The sequence below is a fragment of the Falsiruegeria sp. JB4-1 genome (assembly GCF_055693495.1).
Map to the genome: position 1 here is coordinate 2,405,174 of NZ_JBVFTZ010000001.1, position 20,932 is coordinate 2,426,105.

Annotated in this window: 23 protein-coding genes; 19 read left to right on the plus strand and 4 right to left on the minus strand. The window is 56.0% G+C overall.

Annotated elements, in window-relative coordinates; translation table 11 throughout:
* Positions 1 to 85 precede the first annotated feature (85 nt).
* The 4 genes from purL (at position 86) to grxD (ending at position 3,344) form a co-directional block, all read left to right on the plus strand.
* Complete coding sequence (gene purL / locus ACZ1HE_RS12275) at positions 86 to 2,245, plus strand: phosphoribosylformylglycinamidine synthase subunit PurL (RefSeq protein WP_472621157.1); 2,160 nt, start codon at positions 86 to 88, stop codon at positions 2,243 to 2,245.
* Between the two features lie 150 nt (positions 2,246 to 2,395).
* Positions 2,396 to 2,632: a BolA/IbaG family iron-sulfur metabolism protein gene (locus tag ACZ1HE_RS12280; RefSeq protein WP_472621159.1), complete on the plus strand. Its 237-nt coding sequence runs from the start codon at positions 2,396 to 2,398 to the stop codon at positions 2,630 to 2,632.
* Positions 2,633 to 2,675: 43 nt separating this feature from the next.
* Complete coding sequence (locus ACZ1HE_RS12285) at positions 2,676 to 2,966, plus strand: hypothetical protein (RefSeq protein ID WP_472621161.1); 291 nt, start codon at positions 2,676 to 2,678, stop codon at positions 2,964 to 2,966.
* Positions 2,967 to 2,969: 3 nt separating this feature from the next.
* Positions 2,970 to 3,344 carry a Grx4 family monothiol glutaredoxin gene (gene grxD, locus ACZ1HE_RS12290; protein ID WP_472621163.1) on the plus strand — a complete coding sequence of 125 codons (375 nt, stop codon included), beginning with the start codon at positions 2,970 to 2,972 and terminating at the stop codon, positions 3,342 to 3,344.
* 159 nt (positions 3,345 to 3,503) lie between these two features.
* On the opposite strand, the gene ACZ1HE_RS12295 is transcribed toward grxD, so the two are convergent.
* The 3 genes from ACZ1HE_RS12295 to ACZ1HE_RS12305 all read right to left on the minus strand — a co-directional run bounded on the left by ACZ1HE_RS12295 (position 3,504) and on the right by ACZ1HE_RS12305 (position 5,527).
* Positions 3,504 to 4,163, minus strand: coding sequence for a methyltransferase domain-containing protein (locus ACZ1HE_RS12295; protein ID WP_472621165.1), 660 nt, complete (start codon positions 4,161 to 4,163; stop codon positions 3,504 to 3,506).
* 111 nt (positions 4,164 to 4,274) lie between these two features.
* Positions 4,275 to 4,685 carry a cell division protein ZapA gene (locus tag ACZ1HE_RS12300; protein ID WP_472621167.1) on the minus strand — a complete coding sequence of 137 codons (411 nt, stop codon included), beginning with the start codon at positions 4,683 to 4,685 and terminating at the stop codon, positions 4,275 to 4,277.
* Positions 4,685 to 5,527, minus strand: coding sequence for a hypothetical protein (locus tag ACZ1HE_RS12305; protein WP_472621169.1), 843 nt, complete (start codon positions 5,525 to 5,527; stop codon positions 4,685 to 4,687). Before ACZ1HE_RS12305 ends, ACZ1HE_RS12300 begins: the two co-directional genes overlap by 1 nt.
* Before the next feature lie 251 nt (positions 5,528 to 5,778).
* Between ACZ1HE_RS12305 and tkt the strand changes: the two genes are divergently transcribed.
* The 15 genes from tkt (at position 5,779) to ACZ1HE_RS12380 (ending at position 20,591) form a co-directional block, all read left to right on the plus strand.
* Positions 5,779 to 7,800: a transketolase gene (gene tkt, locus ACZ1HE_RS12310; protein WP_472621171.1), complete on the plus strand. Its 2,022-nt coding sequence runs from the start codon at positions 5,779 to 5,781 to the stop codon at positions 7,798 to 7,800.
* A gap of 211 nt (positions 7,801 to 8,011) precedes the next feature.
* Positions 8,012 to 8,227: a hypothetical protein gene (locus ACZ1HE_RS12315; RefSeq protein ID WP_472621173.1), complete on the plus strand. Its 216-nt coding sequence runs from the start codon at positions 8,012 to 8,014 to the stop codon at positions 8,225 to 8,227.
* A 34-nt stretch (positions 8,228 to 8,261) separates the two neighbouring features.
* A complete protein-coding gene (locus ACZ1HE_RS12320) occupies positions 8,262 to 9,347 on the plus strand; it encodes an AI-2E family transporter (RefSeq protein WP_472621175.1) in 1,086 nt (361 codons plus the stop codon).
* Between the two features lie 5 nt (positions 9,348 to 9,352).
* Positions 9,353 to 9,664, plus strand: coding sequence for a hypothetical protein (locus ACZ1HE_RS12325; protein WP_472621177.1), 312 nt, complete (start codon positions 9,353 to 9,355; stop codon positions 9,662 to 9,664).
* The gene (locus ACZ1HE_RS12330) at positions 9,661 to 10,122 is read left to right on the plus strand and encodes a hypothetical protein (RefSeq protein ID WP_472621179.1); all 462 of its coding nucleotides are present in this window, start codon (positions 9,661 to 9,663) and stop codon (positions 10,120 to 10,122) included. The genes ACZ1HE_RS12325 and ACZ1HE_RS12330 overlap by 4 nt, the downstream gene beginning before the upstream one ends.
* A 21-nt stretch (positions 10,123 to 10,143) precedes the next feature.
* On the plus strand, positions 10,144 to 11,130 hold the full coding sequence (locus tag ACZ1HE_RS12335) for an AAA family ATPase (RefSeq protein WP_472621181.1): 987 nt from the start codon (positions 10,144 to 10,146) through the stop codon (positions 11,128 to 11,130).
* 14 nt (positions 11,131 to 11,144) lie between these two features.
* On the plus strand, positions 11,145 to 12,086 hold the full coding sequence (locus tag ACZ1HE_RS12340) for a DUF58 domain-containing protein (protein ID WP_472621183.1): 942 nt from the start codon (positions 11,145 to 11,147) through the stop codon (positions 12,084 to 12,086).
* Positions 12,083 to 12,559 carry a DUF4381 domain-containing protein gene (locus tag ACZ1HE_RS12345; protein WP_472621185.1) on the plus strand — a complete coding sequence of 159 codons (477 nt, stop codon included), beginning with the start codon at positions 12,083 to 12,085 and terminating at the stop codon, positions 12,557 to 12,559. The genes ACZ1HE_RS12340 and ACZ1HE_RS12345 overlap by 4 nt, the downstream gene beginning before the upstream one ends.
* Complete coding sequence (locus tag ACZ1HE_RS12350; RefSeq protein ID WP_472621187.1) at positions 12,559 to 13,548, plus strand: VWA domain-containing protein; 990 nt, start codon at positions 12,559 to 12,561, stop codon at positions 13,546 to 13,548. The genes ACZ1HE_RS12345 and ACZ1HE_RS12350 overlap by 1 nt, the downstream gene beginning before the upstream one ends.
* Positions 13,541 to 15,064 carry a VWA domain-containing protein gene (locus tag ACZ1HE_RS12355; RefSeq protein ID WP_472621189.1) on the plus strand — a complete coding sequence of 508 codons (1,524 nt, stop codon included), beginning with the start codon at positions 13,541 to 13,543 and terminating at the stop codon, positions 15,062 to 15,064. Before ACZ1HE_RS12350 ends, ACZ1HE_RS12355 begins: the two co-directional genes overlap by 8 nt.
* A 185-nt stretch (positions 15,065 to 15,249) precedes the next feature.
* A complete protein-coding gene (locus ACZ1HE_RS12360; protein ID WP_472621191.1) occupies positions 15,250 to 16,443 on the plus strand; it encodes a hypothetical protein in 1,194 nt (397 codons plus the stop codon).
* 84 nt (positions 16,444 to 16,527) lie between these two features.
* Positions 16,528 to 18,105 (plus strand): arylsulfatase, encoded by a 1,578-nt coding sequence (locus ACZ1HE_RS12365; RefSeq protein ID WP_472621193.1) that lies wholly within the window; start codon positions 16,528 to 16,530, stop codon positions 18,103 to 18,105.
* A 126-nt stretch (positions 18,106 to 18,231) separates the two neighbouring features.
* Positions 18,232 to 19,155, plus strand: a complete 924-nt coding sequence (locus tag ACZ1HE_RS12370) for an HAD family hydrolase (protein WP_472621195.1) — start codon at positions 18,232 to 18,234, stop codon at positions 19,153 to 19,155.
* A 24-nt stretch (positions 19,156 to 19,179) separates the two neighbouring features.
* Positions 19,180 to 20,187, plus strand: coding sequence for a phospholipase D-like domain-containing protein (locus ACZ1HE_RS12375; protein ID WP_472621197.1), 1,008 nt, complete (start codon positions 19,180 to 19,182; stop codon positions 20,185 to 20,187).
* A complete protein-coding gene (locus tag ACZ1HE_RS12380; protein WP_472621199.1) occupies positions 20,166 to 20,591 on the plus strand; it encodes a phospholipase D-like domain-containing protein in 426 nt (141 codons plus the stop codon). Before ACZ1HE_RS12375 ends, ACZ1HE_RS12380 begins: the two co-directional genes overlap by 22 nt.
* Before the next feature lie 9 nt (positions 20,592 to 20,600).
* Here ACZ1HE_RS12380 and ACZ1HE_RS12385 read toward each other — a convergent pair whose 3' ends face one another.
* Complete coding sequence (locus ACZ1HE_RS12385; protein ID WP_472621201.1) at positions 20,601 to 20,906, minus strand: ion channel; 306 nt, start codon at positions 20,904 to 20,906, stop codon at positions 20,601 to 20,603.
* Positions 20,907 to 20,932 lie beyond the last annotated feature (26 nt).

Consider the following 20,932-nt stretch of genomic DNA (forward strand, 5'->3'; position numbering starts at 1 on the left):
GTATTGTATTCTTCACCCTTTCCTCGGGCGTGCCCTTGCCCTAAAAGGCGCGCAATATCGGCCACCTTGGGGATACGGATAAACGATGCAAGAGCCAGCCATCACACCCGAACTGATCGCGAACCATGGGCTCAAGCCCGAGGAATACGACATGATCCTCGAGATCATCGGGCGCGAACCGACTTTTACCGAGCTCGGCATCTTTTCGGCCATGTGGAACGAACACTGCTCGTACAAATCCTCAAAGAAATGGCTGCGCACCCTGCCCACCGATGGCCCCCAGGTAATCTGTGGTCCCGGCGAAAACGCGGGCATTGTGGACATTGGCGACGGTCAGGCTGTGGTTTTCAAAATGGAAAGCCACAACCACCCGTCTTACATCGAACCGTATCAGGGTGCCGCGACAGGCGTAGGTGGCATCCTGCGTGACGTCTTTACCATGGGTGCGCGCCCGATTGCCTCAATGAACGCGCTGTCCTTTGGCGAGCCTGACCACCACAAAACCCGTCAGCTGGTCAACGGCGTGGTCGAAGGCGTCGGCGGCTATGGCAACTGCTTTGGCGTGCCGTGCGTTGGCGGCGAGGTTCGCTTTCACCCTGCTTACAACGGCAACTGCCTTGTGAATGCTTTCGCCGCTGGCCTGGCCGACGCGGACAAAATCTTCTACTCCGCCGCATCCGGCATCGGCATGCCCGTTGTATATCTGGGTGCCAAGACCGGCCGTGACGGCGTTGGCGGGGCCACCATGGCCTCGGCAGAGTTCGACGACACAATCGAGGAAAAACGCCCCACCGTTCAGGTCGGCGACCCCTTCACCGAAAAACGCCTGATGGAGGCGACACTGGAGCTGATGCAGACCGGCGCTGTGATCTCGATCCAGGATATGGGGGCTGCTGGCCTGACCTGTTCCGCTGTCGAGATGGGCGACAAGGGCGGGCTGGGTGTTCGTCTTGATCTGGAAAACGTACCACAGCGCGAAGAGAACATGACAGCCTACGAAATGATGCTGTCGGAATCTCAGGAACGCATGCTGATGGTCCTGAAACCCGAATTAGAGACCGAAGCCCGCGCCGTGTTCGAGAAGTGGGACCTGGATTTCGCCATCGTTGGTGAAACCATTGCCGAAGACCGCTTCTTGATCATGCACAACGGTGAAGTGAAAGCCGACCTCGTGCTGTCGAAACTGTCCTCGACCGCCCCCGAATATGACCGCCCCCGGGAACCTACTCCACAGGCCGAGCCACTGGCGGACGTGCCCCAGATCGACCCAATCGATGGACTGCGCGCCCTACTCGCTTCGCCCAACTACGCGGGCAAGCAATGGGTCTATGAACAATATGACACCATGGTCATGGCCGACAGCACCCGCACGCCGGGTCTGGGCGCCGGAATGGTCCGCGTGCACGGCACCGACAAGGTGCTGGCATTCACCAGCGACGTGACACCCCGCTATGTGCGCGCCAACCCGGTTGAGGGCGGCAAGCAGGCCGTGGCTGAAGCGTATCGCAACCTGACAGCTGTTGGCGCCAAGCCGTTGGCAACAACCGACAACCTGAACTTTGGCAACCCCGAAAAACCCGAGATCATGGGACAGTTTGTGGGCGCCATTCAGGGCATCGGCGCGGCCGTTGGCGCGCTGGACATGCCAATCGTTTCGGGCAACGTCTCTCTCTACAACGAGACCGACGGCCAGGCTATCTTGCCCACGCCAACCATCGGTGCCGTGGGTTTGTTGACTTCGACGGATGACATCATCGGTAACGAAGTCCGCGACGGCCACATTGCGATGGTCATCGGCACCACCGAAGGCCACCTAGGTCAGTCGGCCCTGCTGGCCGAGGTGTTCAACCGCGAAGAAGGCGACGCACCTGCAGTCGACCTGGCAGCCGAAGCACGCAATGGCGATTTCATCCGCGAAAACCGTGCCATGATCAAAGCCTGCACCGACCTTTCCGACGGTGGCCTGGCCTTGGCCGCGTTCGAACTTGCCGAAGCCGCAGGCGTTGGCGTTCAGCTGGACGATGCTCCGACCGAGGTGCTGTTTGGTGAAGATCAGGCGCGCTATCTGGTGGCATGCAACTTTGACCAAGCCGAAGCGTTGATGATCGCCGCCGGACAGGTTGGCGTTCCCGTTGTTTCTGTTGGCCGCTTCACTGGCGATAGCGTCAAGATCGGCAACTCCGAGGCGCCTTTGGCTGAACTGACCGAGGTGTTCCGCAGCAGCTTTGCCGCCGCGGTCGCCTGATCAAGCTCGAACTTCGCCCTTCCAATTTCGGCAAGCCCTGCACTCTTCCGAGGGTGCTGGGCTTTCCTCTGAGACGGGCCACGCCCACTTGCACGCCCTGACCCATCGCCCTACATTTCAGCCAAGAGCAACTCACGAAGGACCACCCTAATGCCAATGACAGCCCACGAGATCGAAGAACTGCTGCGCGAAAGCTTTCCGGATGCAGAGATTCAGGTCGGCGGCAACGACGGTGTCCATATGGCAGCCATGGTCGTGGACGAAAGCTTTCGCGGCAAGAACCGGATCCAGCAACAGCGTGCGGTCTATGCCGCTCTGAAAGGCAAGATGGATGGCCCTGACGGCGATCTGCACGCACTTGCCCTAACCACCAAAGTGCCGGGCTAACACTCTTACGGATCCCCTCTCGTGTCCCAAGGACAATAAACACATGTCACTCTGGAACCACTTCATTGCATTGTTTCGACCGGGTCCGCGCCGGCCTTTGGCCACGCGGCAGCCGAAACTGGAAGAGCGAGAAGTTCCGCTTGGCATGGAGGCCATTGATCTGGACGTTGTCGAGGCTACGATCCGACAAAACCATTCGCTGGAACGCTCCAGCACCCTCTTTGGCCGCAATCGCGGCAGCTTTGCCGAGGCCGCCGAAAGATCGGTTCGCGAATTCAAGGACGATGAAACCTATGCTGCGGAATACCACCGCACCTTTGGGAAAAAGGACTGACCCATGACCGAGACCACCAACCCAGCCCACGCGCAGATTGACGAGACCGTCAAAGCAAACGACGTTGTGCTCTTCATGAAAGGCACCAAAGAAATGCCGCAGTGCGGGTTTTCATCCCGCGTGGCCGGTGTGTTGAACTACATGGGCGTGGAATTTTCCGACGTCAACGTTTTGGCCAACGAAGACCTGCGCCAAGGCATCAAGGATTATTCCGAGTGGCCGACCATCCCCCAACTCTACGTCAAAGGCGAGTTTGTCGGTGGTTGCGACATCATTACCGAGATGACCCTGTCGGGTGAGTTGGACACCCTGTTTGACGACAACGGTGTTGGTTATGACAAAGACGCCGCAGACAAGATCCGCGAAGCAAACGCCTAACACTCTTTCCGAGATCGCAGCGATACACTTCGCGCTGCTTTTTCAGTGCCCTGTCGCTATAGACCAGCGTCGGGGCACCTTTCTAGTTTGATCTAGCCTGGACCAGTACGCCGCATTGACCGGGTCGCGCTGAAACGCCCCCAATGCAACCCGCCAGTGTTATTCTGCTGCGGCTTTTTCCGGATGCAAAGCAGCGAAATGGCGAATGTAGCTCATTCCTACAGTGTCCCCAACTTCCTGGGTTTTCTGGAAAATTCCAACCGTATCCCCCCAGACCGTATTTTCCGTCCGCATCGTCTTGCGCATGCGACGGGCGCTGCGGGTGTGTTTAGGGCGGCGGATGCAATACTCAAAGTGCTCGGGGGCCCAATCCGTGGTCGCGTCGAGCATTTCCAAGCCCGACCACTTTGCCATCGCGGCCATGCCGTCCCGATACCAGCGCCAGCAATCCTGGGGATCGCGATGTTCCAATCCACGAGACGGCGCAATATGCACCATTATCCCACCCATCTTTAACACTCGGGCCATTTCAAGAAACGTCAACCAGAAGAACTCGTTGTGTTCCAGCATTTGTCCTGAAATTACAGCATCGTACGAGGCATCCTCGATGTCGAACTTCCAAGGGTCATCGACAATGATGTCAATTCCATCACCATCCACCAGGTTCAGACCATGATATGTCCAACCACCTTCTTCCCAGATATTGCGGTACCCCATCTTCTTGGTACTTGCTCCGACATCCAGGACCTTGCCAGCCGGGCGCTCTGATGCGTGCTTGTCAAAAGCATCATTCATATACTGCAAACTGGTCTTATGCATATTACCTCAATCCTGCTGTAACGGTTCCCTTGGTTTCTTCGCGAACCATCTGAAACATATCTTGCGCGGGAACGGCAGTTTCTGGCGGCTGCGTCTCGTCCCAGCTAACTTTTACCCTGCGTTCTGGCTGTTTGCCGCGCGTTCATCCACCTCTTGCGCCAACGCTTCAGCACGGGCAGCCAGTTCGGCCAGTGTGTCCGTGACCGAAGGTGGTATGACCGCCACCTCGACCCGTTCAGGATCCGGTGCCGGTGCACTTCGCAGTTGGGACAATTCGGCTTCGCGCTCTGCCAACTGTCCTTCGACCTCCTTGATCCGGTCTTCGACCGCCGCCGTTTTGTCGGCCAACATCAAACCGGCCATCAACAACATCCGCGCCTCGGGCATGCGCCCAATCTGATCCGAAAGCACCTGGGCTTCATCGTCAAGCATCTTGGCGGCAGAATGCAAATAGCTTTCCTCGCCTTCCTGACAGGACACTTCAAAAGAACGACCGCCGATATGAATGGTAACTTCAGGCATTATTCGTCCTCTCCTTCTGCAAGATCAGCCTGCGCCAGCAAAGGCTCCAGTCGAGACAAGATCGCCTTGGCTTCGGCGGCATCCGTCGCCCTGCTCGCACGCAATGATTCAAGCTCGGCCAACATGGCTTTGTTGATCAGATGTGGCTCTCCGACGCCTGCTTCGTTTGCCTCACGCAGGGCTGAATTCGCCTCGCGCAATTGATCGTTGGCCTTACGCAACCGCTGTAGATCCTTGTCCAGTTGAGCCGTGACTTCTGCCTGGCTGACTCGCTCGCTCCGCAGCATTTCAAGCTCGGTCTTCAGATCATCCAGCCGTTCCGAATTGTTCAACTCGGCTTTGAGTGTCGCGATCTCTGCTTTAAGCCCGTCGACCTCCTCGCTGTTTTCAGCGCGAGCGCGCAATTCCTCATTTTCCGCCCGTAGCGTATCAAGTTCACCGGTATCGGACGCCACCGCGTTGGATTCTTCCTTAGCCGCCTCTGCCGCAACCAATTTTGCCGTTGCATCCGCCAGTTCAGCTTTCAGCCCATCAACTTGGGATGTGTCGGCGACTTGCGCCTTCAACGTATCCAGTTCGGCTTGCAATTCCTCTGGATTGGGCCCGTCCTGGGGCACGTGGGACGCCTGCAATTCTTCAAGCTCTGCCGCGTGCTTGGCCTTGATGGATTTCAGCCGCTCTTCCAGTTGGGAATTGGCCAGTTTCTCTTCTTCCAGAGCTGACTTTATGGCCGCGTCCGCCTCGGCATTGGACCCCATCTGACCTGCCAGAGTTTCGACCCCGGCCCCGATGCGGTCCATCGCGGCTGTGATGCGGCTCTGCAATTCTTCGATCTGACTCATGCCCCTCACCCGTGTTGGTTTTGCTTTCTTTTGCCCGTTGCGCGTCAAAAATCAATGAATCGCGAATCGGACCTGCCTGATATCTGGCTTAGTCTAACCAAACATGACGGAAAATACCCCCCTTTGGTTTCAGTCACTTGTCGCGCACTCCTGATGTTGCCCTAGACAGTTTCGACCGGTTCTGCTTGATCTTTGGGGGATGGGTGGTATTGAGCGCGCAACTTGTCCGAACTTCCAAAGGAATGCTTCCCGTGGATCTTACTGCGTTGCGCACTGCGAACCCTGAACACTGGACCAAGGCTGCGGCCATTCGTGCCCTGACCCTTGATGCCGTACATGCAGCAAACTCGGGCCACTCCGGCATGCCGATGGGCATGGCTGACGTGGCAACCGTGCTGTATGAAAAGCACCTCAAGTTTGATGCATCTGCCCCGAACTGGCCCGATCGAGACCGGTTTATCCTGTCCGCAGGTCATGGCTCCATGCTGCTCTATTCGCTGCTTTACCTTACCGGCAATCCGGACATCACCCTGGATCAGGTCAAGAACTTCCGCCAAATGGGTGCTCTGACAGCAGGCCACCCGGAAAACTTCCTGGCCTCGGGCATCGAGACCACCACCGGCCCACTGGGCCAGGGTATTTCGAATGCCGTGGGTTTTGCCATGGCCGAAGAGGTTCAGCGCGCCCGTTATGGCAAGAAGATCGTTGACCACTACACCTATGTTATCGCCGGTGACGGCTGCCTGATGGAAGGCGTCAGCCAAGAGGCCATCGGTCTTGCGGGACGTCACGAGCTGGGCAAGCTGATCGTTCTATGGGACAACAACAACATCACCATCGACGGCACCGTTGATATCTCCGACCGAACCGATCAGGTAGCGCGTTTCAAGGCGTCGGGCTGGCAGGTGATCGAGATCGACGGCCACAACCCGGCCGAGATCGACGCGGCGTTGACCAAGGCTAAGTCGTCCAGCAAACCAACCATGATCGCGTGCAAGACCCATATCGCTCTGGGGCACGCAGCACAGGATACCTCCAAGGGCCACGGTGCGTTGACCGACCCTGATCAGCTCAAGGCTGCCAAGGAAGCTTACGGCTGGGCACATGGTGCTTTCGAAGTTCCCTCGGATGTTCTGGGCGCTTGGCGCGCGATCGGATCACGTGGCGCAGCCGACCGCGTCGCATGGGAAGAGCGGTTTACTGAGATCTCAGAACGCAAACAGGGTGAGTTCCGCCGGGCCTACGCGTTTGAAGCGCCCAAGAAACTTGCCGGTGCTATCCGTTCGCTGAAAAAGCAGGTGTCCGAAGAGCAGCCCAAGTGGGCCACCCGTAAAAGCTCGGAAGAAGTGCTTAAGGTTGTGAACCCGATCGTCACCGAAACCGTTGGCGGCTCGGCCGACCTGACAGGCTCGAACAACACCAAGACCGACGACATGGGGGTATTCCTGCCAGAAAACCGCAAAGGTCGTTACGTTTATTGGGGCATCCGCGAGCATGGCATGGCGGCTGCGATGAACGGCATGGCGCTGCACGGCGGCATCCGCCCATATGGCGGCACCTTCATGTGCTTCACCGACTATGCGCGTCCTGCAATGCGTCTGGCCGCTCTGATGAAGATCCCGACCGTCTTTGTTATGACCCACGACAGCATCGGATTGGGCGAAGACGGCCCGACCCACCAGCCGGTCGAGCATCTGGCAATCAGCCGCGCAACACCCAACACCTATGTGTTCCGCCCTGCGGACACCGTCGAAACCGCCGAGGCTTGGGAAATTGCGCTTAGCGCCAAGGAAACACCATCGGTCCTGTCGCTGACCCGTCAAGGGCTGCCCACCGTGCGCACCCAGCACAAGACCAAGAACCTGACCGCACAAGGCGCTTATGTCCTGGCCGAAGCTGAAGGCAAGCGTCAGGCGATCCTGATTGCCACCGGATCCGAAGTCTCCATCGCGATGGAAGCCAAGTCCAAGCTTGAAGCAATGGGCGTCGGCACCCGCGTCGTATCCATGCCTTGCATGGAACTGTTTGCACAGCAGGACGAAGCCTACCGCAAGCGTGTCCTTCCCGCGGGCGCCGTTCGTGTCGGTATTGAGGCCGCCGTTCGTAACGGTGGCTGGGATCGCTGGCTCCTTGGTGAACGTGGACGCGAAGCGAAGGCAGGTTTCATTGGCATGTCGTCGTTTGGCGCATCGGCCCCTGCAGACGAACTATATGAAAAGTTCGGCATCACCGCCGAGGCAACGGTGACCAAAGTCAAAGACCTGCTGGGGTAAGTCCCCGTTATTTAGGTTTGAACTTGAAGGGGCGGTTTCGGATCGCCCCTTTTTTCATGCGTTAGTTCCGCAAATGCTCGGTTGCCCCTCATGATGCACGGATGTGCATCATGTAACATGCCGGAAAAGTTGCATTTAATCCAAACACGTTGCAACATCGTGTTATACTTCCAAAACCCATTTCAAATTTCTCTAACACGGCAGGTATACTATGTCCGACTTCGACGAATGGCTCGCGGATCTCAAACAAAAGCGCGACGAGCTGAAAGTAAAATTGCACCTGGCCACCAAAGACGCCGAGGACGAGTGGGACGAACTAGTCTCCGACTGGGACAAGTTCGTCCGCGATTCTGCAGCTGGACAAATCCAAAGAGGAAGTAGGCGAGGCCGCCAAGGAGCTTGGGTTGAAGATGAAGGCCGCATTTGACCGCATGAAAAAAACCTAAGACCGAACTGCTCCGATGAAAGCCAACAACAACGCACCCGTCGGTCGAATACGTCCTCGCCTTTCCACATGTCGCGACATCGCGATTATTCTGGGGCTTGCGGTTTGGGGACTGTACATGGGTGCCGGGTTTTTGATTCCTCTGACGTTGGCTTTGCTGGTCTATGTCTTGATCATTGCAGTTGCGGACCGCGTTGTCGGCGCCCTCGGGTTCATCCCGGTTTGGCTCGCAAATTTGGTTGGCACCATTGTCGTTTTGACCGGGCTGTTTGCAGTCATGTTCGTGTTGGGCAACCAGGCAACGCAATTTGCGCGTGCTGTGCCAAACTATGAAAGCCAGTTTGATTCAGCGATCAGTCGCATCGTTGATCTGGTCGGGAATGAAGTGACAGTGTTTATCCGAGATCACCTGATCAATATCGATATGTCGATCGTGGCGCGAAGCGCCTTTGGCGGGGCGACGTCTTTTTTGAACACCTTTCTGCTGATCGCGCTCTATGTGTTTTTCATGATGTCCGAACGGATGATTTTTCGCGATAAGCTGCGAATTGCGGCCAATGACGCGGCACTGGGACGAGAATTGTCTTCGATGCTGGAAGCAATCTCAATCAGCCTGCAAGCCTATGTCGGCGTTAAAACCTTTGTCAGCGTGCTGACTTCGACAATTAGCTATTTGGTGTTCCGCTGGCTTGATTTGGAATACGCCGAAACCTGGGCTGTGCTGACTTTCGCTTTGAATTTCATACCGTCCATCGGTTCTATCGTCGCTGTGGTTTTTCCGGCACTGGTATCGCTGGTGCAATTTGACACCATCACCCCGTTTCTGATCATCGTGTTGTTCTGTGGCACGATCCAATTCCTGATCGGTAATTTTCTGGACCCGGCGCTGCTGGGACGTTCGTTGAATATGTCGACGTTCATGGTGATTATTGCGCTTACCTTCTGGAGCGCGGTTTGGGGTATCATTGGCGCCTTTCTAAGTGTCCCCCTGACAGTCTGTATTCTAATTATTTTCAGCCACATACCCGCCCTCAGACCCCTAGCTATCCTAATGTCAAAAGACGGCAATCTTCTGACTGCCGAGCCCACCAAATCGGAGTGATTGATATGGCCACTAAAGCCCAGCTCGAGGCCGAACTGGCGACCCTGAAACAGCAGTTGGAAGATCGGAAAACGGTCCACGAGACAACTGCTAACGCGGATGTGAAACCTGACAATCCTGATGAGCAGTCTGCATTTTCAGGGCTGTTGAAAGAGCATGGTTTTGACGGTCACGAAATCGACGCCTTGTGGGAACAATTTTCGACCGAATTGGGGGATTTCCCGGAAAAGAAGCCCCTCCTCACCGCTGTAGCCGCCTTTGGCACTGGGATTTGTCCTAGGCCGGATGTCCAAGTCCTAAGGAGAAACCAGAGATGAACCGGATCAGTCGCAACTTGACCATCCTGTTTCGAACCGAGCGCCTAATTGCCCGGCGTCAGATGGCTGTCCTGCGCCGACAGACAGGTCTGGTCGCCTTTGCGGGGCTGATCGCCGGTATAGCGGTCATAATGCTGAACGTGTCAATTTTCTATGCTCTGAGCACAGTCATGGCCGCTCACTTTGCCGCATTGATCGTTGCGGCAGGCAACGCTGCGGTTGCTTTGGCGCTGGTGGCCATCGCCAACCGGATCAACGCCGACGCAGAGCTGGAACCCGCCGTTGAAGTGCGGGACATGGCCCTGACCGAAATCGAACAAGACCTAAACGACGTGGCCGAAGAGGCGCGCGAGCTTACCCGAAATGTCAGTCGCATTGCGCGGGACCCCTTAGGCACGGCTCTACCCGCCCTGGTCGGGCCTCTACTGACGTTACTGTTGAAAAGCCCCAAGAAATAGACCAACGAACCGGAGTTCGACATGAGTGCAAGAGATCAAATTCTGGACCTGAAAGCTCGTATGGGGCAATCGATTATCGGGCAGGCAGACGTGATTGACCGACTTCTTATCGGCCTTCTCGCCAACGGTAACCTGCTGGTCGAGGGGCTGCCTGGCCTGGCCAAAACCCGCGCGATCAAGGCGATGGCCAAAAACCTGGACGCGCAGTTCAGCCGGATTCAGTTCACCCCGGACCTGTTGCCCTCGGACGTGACAGGAACCGAGGTGTACACTCAAACCGATGCGGGCGGCGTGTTCCGTTTTGATCCCGGCCCAATCTTTGCCAACATCGTTCTGGCAGATGAAATCAACCGTGCGCCTGCCAAGGTGCAGGCGGCCTTGCTTGAAGCAATGGAGGAACGGCAAGTCACGGTCTCTGGCAAGACCCATAAAATGGAACCACTGTTTACCGTAATGGCAACACAAAACCCGATTGAGCAGGAAGGCACCTATCCTCTGCCCGAAGCGCAAATGGATCGGTTCCTGATGCACGTGAACATCACATATCCGCCCGTAGAGGACGAGGTCGAAGTCATTCGCCTTGTCCGCAATGAAGAAGTTGCAGCGACCGGTGGCAGCGATGTTGGCGGCAAGCCCAAACCCGCTGCCATCTCGCAAGATGCCGTTTTCCAGGCTCGCAGTGAAATTGGCCAGATCGCTGTATCCGATGCCATGGAACGTTACATGGCCGATCTTGTTTATGCCACCCGCACTCCGGCTGCTGTCAGCGAGGATCTGGCCCGCTGGATCGAGGTTGGCGCCAGCCCGCGTGCCTCTCTTGCGTTGGACAAATGTGGCCGCACCCATGCCTGGCTTCAGGGTCGCGACTATGTCGACCCGCAAGACGTTCGAGCCATCGCCCACGACGTCTTCCGCCACCGCATCACCCTAAGCTTTGAGGCGCAAGGAGACGGAAAGTCCCCCGACGATATCACTGACGAAATGATACGGACAGTTGCCCTGCCCTGAATGGATTTCTGCTGATGCCGACTCCTGTAGAAAATGACCTGCGAATACGGACAACCCCGGACCACCTACGCAAACTGGGGTTGATGTCCCGTGGTATTTCTCTTTTGCCGCGTCAACCTGCCAGATCGATCCTGAATGGGCGTCACTCTTCGAAATTGCGTGGACGGGGGCTGAACTTTGAAGAGTTGCGCGACTACCTGCCCGGCGATGACATTCGTACCATCGACTGGAAAGTCACCGCCCGAACCGGAACACCGCATGTCCGCGTCTATACCGAAGAACGCGACCGCCCCACCCTGTTGATTGTCGACCAACGCATGTCGATGTTCTTTGGCACCGTTGAGTATATGAAGTCGGTGATTGCAGCCGAGGCAGCCGCCATTATCGCACATCGAATTCTGGCCCAGGGGGATCGCATCGGTGGTTTGGTCGTCGCCGAAGGCCGCATAGCTGAACACCGCCCAGAGCGAAGCCCGCGCGCGTTGGACCGTTTGCTCAATTCAATCTCTCAGGCCAATGAAGCACTTTCACCAACCTTAAAAACATCAGACGGCAACGGGCTGACCGATGTGCTCGGTCAAGCCACCCGGATCGCCAAGACAAACGCTCTGGTGGCTGTCTTTTCGGATTTCGCAGGTATCGACGAAAGATCCGAACCCATCTTGCGACGCCTTGCCCGTCACAACGACTTGATCTTGTTCAACGTGTCCGATCCCGCCTCAGGCGGTTTACCCAAAAATCTGCGCTTGTCCATTTCGGACGGGGATCTTCAGGCCGAATTGGATACATCCAACGCCACGACCCACGAACAGGTTCAGAATGTCATTCGTAGTCGACTAAACACCCTGCGCGACTGGACGCGCCGCAGCGCCGTTCCCTTGTTCGAACTCACCGCCGACCGATCGGCGCTAGAACAGTTGCAAGTGCTCTTTGGCCTGCGCGGAGGGCGGCGATGACTGACGAAACCAAAGCTACTTCGCTGTCTGGCTTGCTGGATCAACTTGAACCCGTGCCAGAACCACCCGCAGTTGCGATGTATCCACAAACATTCGGCTGGGCGATTGTTGCAGGTCTACTCTTTTGCCTTCTGATTTGGGCCGTTTGGACATGGCGCCGCCACCGCAGATCCACAGCCTACCGCCGCGCGGCGTTGTCGGAGTTGGACAGAGCTGGCGACGATCGCGCAACCATTGCCGTTATTCTGCGCCGAACTGCATTGACGTCCTTTCCCCGCGCACAGGTGGCTGGGTTATATGGGGACGAATGGGCGACTTTTCTGGACGAAACTTACAAAGGAACCGGCTTTGGCTCGGTTACGGGGCAGTCTTTACTATCTGCCCCCTACACCGGATCAACGCGTGACCCCGAAGCCACCGCTTTGGCTCGAGACTGGATCCTGCGCCATAAATCACCGCCGGAGGCGCGCTGATGCTGTCACTGACCCATCCGTGGCTGCTGGTATTACTCCCGCTCCCTCTTGCTGTTTGGTGGTTCGTTCCGCCGCACCGGCATCGGGTTGCCGCCACACGGGTTCCGTTCTTTCGGGAATTGACACAAGCTGCTGGCCTAGAAGCAAGGCAAGGTGCGCTGATCCTACGGCGTAAGCGGTTGCAGATGATCGCCGCCATTGTGTCATGGGGGCTTGTCGTTCTGGCCTTGGCCGGGCCCGAAAGGTTGGGCGAGCCAATTGTGACCGAAAGCGCGGCACGCGACACCATCCTGGCCCTGGATATCTCTGGGTCTATGGATGAACGGGATTTTGTGACACAGGACGGAACCCGTAAGCAACGGCTTGAAGCTGTGACGGATGTCCTGCGACCTTTCATTGCCGGGCGTGACGGTGATCGGATGGCGCTGATTGTTTTTGGGACACAAGCCTTTGTGCAGGCCCCATTTACCGAAGACCTTCAAAGTTTGAACGGGTTTCTGGACCAAACGGCGGTTGGCATGGCGGGTCCAAATACAGCTTTAGGAGATTCCATTGGCCTGGCGATCAGAACGTTTAAAGGCAGCGATATCGAACAACGTCTGATGATCCTGCTGAGCGACGGCAGCGACACGTCAAGCACGATGACACCTGTTAATGCTGCGACAATTGCCGCCAATGAAGGTGTAACCATCTTCACCATTGGTGTTGGCGATCCAGAGGCCACAGGCGAAGCCCGTGTGGACCTGGATGCGTTGCAGGACATCGCAAACAGAACGGGCGGTGCGTTCTACTTTGCTGATGACGAGCAGGCCCTGGAATCGATTTACAAGCAAATTGATGAATTGAACCCACGCGTGGTGGAAACCTCAACCTATCGCCCCAAGACAAGCTTGGCTTACCTGCTGCTGGCTGCAGCGTTGATTGTTATTCTTGTATCAACCGCGGCAATGCACGTCCGTTTTGGAACGCGGAGGGGGCGACATGTTTGAATCCTTGACCCTGTTTCATTTCCTACGCCCCTTCTGGCTGCTTGCCATCCCAGCTGTAATCATTCTTTGGTATTTGATCCGGCCCAAACAAGAAACGTCAGCACAGCAGACGACAGCAATGGCCCCTCATCTGGCGCGCGCACTGCGCGTTGGCGACAGCGAACGCCGCCGATTTCACCCGATTGATGGGGTCGCGCTGGTTGGCATATTACTTACCGTTGCCTGCGCTGGGCCAACGTGGAGCAAACTGCCCAATCCTTTGATTGCGGACACAGCACCTTTGGTGGTTGCTCTCAAGGTTACACCAAGCATGGAAGGTACCGATCTGGCGCCCAGCAGATTGGAGCGCGCCAAATTCAAGATCAGCGATCTGATCGCATCGCGTTCCGGTGCACGCACCGCTCTTATCGCCTATGCCGGTACCGCGCATCGCGTGGCGCCGTTGACAGAGGACCCAAACATACTGCGCCCGCTGCTCGAAGGGCTGACCCCCAAAACCATGCCGGTTGACGGAGACAAGGCCTCGGCCGCACTGACCCTGGCAAGCGGGATACTGTCAGATGCCGGAACCGAAGGGGCTATTCTGTTTGTTTTGGACGACATGAACCCGACCGAAGCAAAACTCATTGCTACGGATGCAGCCAAAAATGCCGCGCAACTGATTTTTCTGACTGCCGTTCCCGCACACCAATCGCTGGCTCAAATTGAACAGATTCCAAACGCGACAGTAGTGAAAATGACGACAGACGACAGTGATTTGTCTCAACTCGACCGAGCCATTCGCACGGCATATGTCGATGCCTTGGGCGAAGACGATCGTTTGCAGTGGAATGATCGTGGCCGCCTTATTGCCATTCCTGCCGCCATCTTGCTGTTGTTGTGGTTTCGCAGAGGTTGGACAATGCAGTGGGTCATGATCTTGGCCTTGGTGCAACTCTTCTCAAGTCCAAGCAGCGCGCGGGCCGAAGGTTGGCGCGATTGGTTCCTGACGCCGGATCAACAAGGTCAAGTCGCCATGAACCGAAAAGAGTTCTCAACCGCAGGCCAGCTGTACGAAGATCCATATCTGTCCGGCTACGCTAAGTATAAAGCCGGCGAATATGCGGATGCAGCGACCATCTTTACCTCGTTGTCGACGCCCGAAGCGGCCTTTGCGGAAGGGATGGCACGCATCCGAAACCGAGAGTATCGCCCGGCGATCGCCAGTTTTGAACGGGCGCTTGAGCTACGCCCGGATTGGCCTGAGGCGGAACACAACTTGGAACTAAGCAAGGAGATACTGGAATACGTCGAGACCACGCGCGAACAATCTGACACCGGCGAAGACTCTGGCATCGGGGCTGATGACATCGTGTATGACAACGAAGCACAGCGTGGAGCAGATACAACCATCGAAGGGACCGATGGAGAAAACTCACCACAGACTGCGGATCAATGGATTTCCAGTATCGACACGGATATGTCAAAATTCCTACGCAGCAGGTTTGTACTGGAAAATCAGGAGCGTAAAGAATGAAGCTCTTGTACACCGTCTTGGGGTTTCAACTGTTCTATGCTGCGGTGTCCGGGTCAGTCTTGGCACAAGAAGCTCTATACCCAACACCCAGATCCCAGCAGGTCGAGCCGGACGTCGACGTACAGTCCACAAATTCCGAGACCGAGACCGACGTTGTCAAAGTCGCTCCAATTGTCGAGGTCGAATTGTCCGAAAACGAGGTATTTGTCGGGCAACCGGTCAAACTCCAGATAAAAATCCTGGTGCCGACCTACATGCCCAACCCACCGGTATATCCGAGTATCGAGTTGCCAGACCTGCTGGTGCGTTTACCCGATCGCGCGACAACCCCGACAAGCGAGCGACGAGATGGAATTTCCATGTCGGGCACCATCCGAACCTACCGTCTCTATCCACTCGCCACCGGATCGTTTGAATTTCCACCGCAACCTATTACGCTGACGTACGCCGACCCCGGTACAAATTCTCCGACCCAGGTCGAAATCCAAATGCCTTCACTGACATTCCAGGCAACGGTTCCTTTGTCAGCAGCAAATCTTGACCCAATGGTGTTGGCAACCGGCTTCGATCTGTCACAACAAGTCGAAGGGGAAACGACAATGTCGGTCGGTGACGCAATAACGCGCACGATCACCGCAAAAATAGACGGAACCACTCCCATCCTGATCCCCCAACTCATCTCGCCCTTGGAATCCGAAATTCTACGCGCCTATCCCAAGGAACCAAGGGTTTCCAGTAAGGAAGAACGCGGGGTGCTTTCGGGAACACGAACGGAAACCGTGACGTATCTCGTACAAACAGACGGAACAGTAAGTCTGCCTGCTGTCCGAATTGATTGGTATGATTTGAAAAACGACACCATCGCTACGGCACAGTTAGATGCCATCGACCTTGTACTTGAACCCGCCCCTCCGCCGCCGCCGGATTACCGCCAGATTGCAATCAAACTGTTTGCAGTCGCTGCAATCCTTGGAGCATCTCTCTTGCTTCTTCGCCGTTTTCTACCACGATTTCGAAACATCTGGCGACGAGGCGCGGAGCGATACTTTGCTTCGGAACACTATGCTTCAAAGCAGGTCAGCCGCATGATTGCCAAACAAGATTTGTCCGGCACATACACAGCGCTTGAACGATGGGCACAGCATTTTCCGGATTTAGACGCATCCGATTGGGACAACATGAACACCGAACTGCTGGCCATAGGACGAAACATCTATGGCGCGAGTCCGAATTCAAGAGCACCCGATTGGCGACATCTCGCTCCTACCTTCCAAAAATTGCGAAAACTGGGACAGGCCCGACATTTGTCGTTGAAAAATCAGGTTTTTCTGCCACAGTTAAACTCAGATCAATACATTCCGATTGATGCAAAACACTAGAGCGACGAACGATTTTTTTGAAAAATTCTGAAGTCGTTGCAATGACTGTGTAAACTGGTTTTTGGTTCATTTGAGGAGACACACATGAACTTTTTTCGAAGTAGTTTAACCTACCTGTCAGCGGCCTCTGCCGCGCTGGTTCTGACCGTTGGGACAGCGCTGGCACAAGACGGCGAGAAACCCAATATCCTGGTAATCTGGGGCGATGACATCGGTCAGTCGAACATTTCGGCCTACACGATGGGCGTAATGGGCTATCGCACGCCCAACATCGACCGCATCGCGCAAGAGGGCATGATTTTTACCGACTACTACGGTGAACAATCCTGTACCGCGGGTCGCTCATCGTTCATCACCGGCCAGTCCGTATTCCGCACCGGCCTGTCCAAGGTTGGTATGCCCGGTGCACCTGAGGGCATGCAGGTCGAGGACCCCACCATTGCTGGTCTGCTCAAGGAGCAAGGCTATGCCACGGGTCAATTCGGTAAAAATCACCTGGGCGACCGGGATGAAATGCTGCCGACAAACCACGGTTTTGACGAATTTTTCGGCAACCTCTACCACCTGAACGCAGAAGAAGAGCCGGAAAACGAAGACTATCCGCAAAGTCCCGAGTTTCGCGAGCGTTTTGGTCCGCGCGGCGTCATCAGCTCGAAATCTGATGGCACCATCGAAGACACCGGTCCGCTGACCAAAAAGCGGATGGAAACCGTGGATGATGAAACCTTGGCCGCTGCCATCGACTTTATCAAACGCAAAGAAGAACAGGGCGTTCCGTGGTTCGTCTGGTGGAACGGTACGCGCATGCACTTCCGCACTCACGTCAAGGACGAGATGCGGGCACAGGCCAATGACATCGTTGGCGGTGTGGCTGATGAATACACTGCAGGCATGATCGAACACGACATGCATGTGGGTCAGCTGCTGGATCTACTTGACGAGCTGGGTATCGCAGACAAGACCTTTGTTCAGTATTCCACCGACAACGGTCCCCATATGAACACTTGGCCCGATGCGGCGATGACCCCCTTCCGCGGCGAAAAGAATACCAACTGGGAAGGAGGCTTCCGCGTGCCTGCCATGGTCCGTTGGCCTGGCAAAATCGACGCAGGAACAGTGTCGAACGAAATTGTGCACCACATGGACTGGCTGCCGACGTTCGTGGCTATGGCTGGCGTTTCGGACATCAAGGAACAGCTGAAATCTGGCGGTGTTCAGGCCATTGGACGTGAATACAAAGTGCATCTGGACGGTTACAACACTCTGCCCTATCTGCTGGGAGAAGAGGACGCCTCGCCCCGCAACGAGATCTTCTATTTCTCGGATGACGGCGACCTGACAGCGCTGCGTTACAACGACTGGAAGGCGATCTTCCTTGAGCATCGTTACCCGCAGACCCTGCGCGCCTGGGCCGAGCCTTGGACTCCGCTGCGTATTCCACTGCTGTTCAACCTGCGTCGTGACCCCTATGAGCGTTCGAATATCACTTCGAACACCTACTGGGACTGGTACATCGACCGCGCGTACCTGCTGCTGCCAGCAGCGGATTACGTGGGCAGTTTCCTGGCCACGTTCGAAGAGTTCCCGCCGCGTCAGAAACCGGGTAGCTTCACCATCGGCGATGCGTCCGACATGATCCTGAACAGTGTTGGATCCAAGTAATCGACACCATTTGTGCAAGGCCCCGGATCACCCCGGGGCCTTGTTTCTTTTCTTTTGATTTTTGGGATGTCTATCGTGCTCCGCTCTTTGACTTCTGCTCTCGCTCTTTTTGCCGCCACAACCGTAATGGCCGACCCTTTGCCATCCTGGTCTGAAACTGGCGCCAAGTCCGATATCCTCGCTTTTGTTGAAACCGTGACGGATCCCTCATCGGGCGACTACATCACGCCAAGCGAACGGATTGCCGTCTTTGACAACGACGGGACATTGTGGGGGGAACAGCCGGTCTATTTCCAATTCATCTTTGCCATCGATCGACTGAAAACAATGGCTGAAGCTGACCCAGGCGTTCTAAGCACGGATGTCCTCAAAGCCGCTGCTGCGGGCGACATGGAAACGGTGCTTGCAGGTGGTCACGACGCCCTGTTCGAAATTCTGAATGCCACACACAGCGGCATGACCGTTGACGCCTTCCAACAAGAAGTCGCGCAGTGGTTGGACGCAACGAAACACCCTGATACCGACCTCCCCTATGACGAAATGACCTATCAGCCGATGGTCGAGCTGCTGCGCTATCTGCGCGACGAAGGGTTCAAGACTTACATCGTATCCGGTGGGGGCATCCACTTTATGCGGGTCTTTGCGCACGAGGCTTATGGTATCCCGCCCGAACAGGTACTGGGCACGTACACCAACACCGAATACGCCATAGTTGACGGCGCACCTGTGATCTCCAAAGTGCCGGGCATCGCCTTTGTTGACGACAAGGAAGGCAAGCCCATCAATATCGAACGCACCATTGGGCGGCGACCGATCTTTGCAGGTGGCAACTCGGATGGTGATTTCGCCATGTTGGAGTGGACCACCGCCGGGGATGGCCCGCGCTTTGGCCTGCTGGTGCATCACACTGATGCCGACCGCGAATACGCCTATGATCGCGAAAGCCCGATTGGCCGATTGGTCGACGGGCTGGACAAGGGCCCGGGCTTGGGATGGACTATCGTTGACATGAAGCAGGATTGGCAGCGGATTTACACCGGCCAGAATTGAAGCAAGAGAGGGGGAGCAAGCGACATGTGGTCATTTTTGGTGGCACTGGGAGTTCTGCTACTTTTCATCTCTGCCGTTTTTTGCGCTGTTCGGGCAGCCCAAACCGCCCGCACACCACAGGGCGCCGTTGGCTGGGTGGTTTTCCTAATTTCAGTTCCCTGGGCTGGGGTGCCACTCTATCTGTTCCTGGGCCACCATCGTTTCACCGGCTACCGCGTCGCACGTCGCGAGAGTGAACGCGTGGTGCAAGGGATCAAAGCCTATTCCGAACACATCCGCCCTGCCCCCGAAACCCTCACCATGAACATCAAACCGTTCGAAGCGATCGCCAATCTACCGGTTCTCACGGGCAATGAGGCCGAGTTGCTGGTCGATGGTGAAGCAACGTTCAAGGCAATCTTTGACGCTGTTGACGCGGCACAGAATTACATCCTGATCCAGTTCTATATCGTGAGGGCTGATGATCTGGGAATGCGCTTGCAGGCCAGATTGATTGCCGCCGCCAAACGTGGGGTCAAAGTCCGTTTCATGACGGACGCCGTTGGCAGCTATCACCTTCCCGGCTCTTATTCCGAAGAGATGCGTAGTGCCGGTATTGATGTGGTCGACCCGGCAGATCAGCGCGGCCCCAAGTACCGTTTTCAGCTAAATTACCGCAACCACCGCAAAACGGTTGTGATCGACGGCACCACTGGCTTTATCGGTGGGCACAATGTAGGCGATGAATACCTTGGGCTTGATCCGAAATTCGGGCGTTGGCGCGATACGCACATGCGCATTCAAGGACCGATCGTATCGCAACTACAACTGATCTTTGTCGAAGATTGGCATTGGGCCAGAGACGAGGATTTGCTGGATGTCCTGAACTGGACCGCGCCAGATGCCGAAAAAAACGCCAATGCTGTCATCGTTGCCACAGGCCCTGGCGATCGGACAGAGACTGGCTCGATGATGTTTTTTCCGCCATCGCTGCCGCGCAAGAGAGGATCTGGCTCGCATCCCCATACTTTGTGCCAGATATCGATGTCATGACTGCGTTAACCAATGCGGCTATGCGCGGTGTCGATGTACGTCTGTTGGTGCCTGACGTCATCGACCACAAGATGCCCTGGCTTGCCGCATTCGCTTATTTCGACGAGATCATCGAGGCAGGCGTCAAGGTGTACCGGTACACGGATGGGTTCATGCACCAAAAGGCCTTTGTCGTGGATCACGCGCTCGCTGCCGTTGGCACGACCAACCTGGACAATCGTTCCTTCCGCTTGAATTTCGAGGCGATGGCTCTGTTTTTTGATGCAGAGGTCGCCGCCGCTGTCGACGACATGTTTCAGGAAGACTTTGAAAACTCTTACGAGCTAATCAAACCACTTGCTCTTCAGTCCACCTATGTACGCTATGGGGCGCCTTTAGCCCGGCTGGTGTCACCGGTTTTATGAATTGTCGGTTCAAAATCTTCCATCCAGTTGGAACATCCGACTCATCATGGCAACAAGATAGGCAGTGGACAGACCAAATGCCAAAAGCCCAGTAACTGCCGCAAACGCCGCGAAAATTCGCAATTCTGGGCCAAGAACGATATCCCCGTAACCAAGCGTCGTATACGTGACCAGCGAAAAGTAGATTGCCGAGTTCCAATCCGGCATCACTGCTGTGAACACCCAAGCTCCCGCCCACATCCAGACTTGAATGGTATGGGCCAGAACGATGACACCAAGGGACAGCCCGATCATCGACCCAGCACGCAAGGTCATGGAAAAATTCTGTGTTCTTCTCGAAA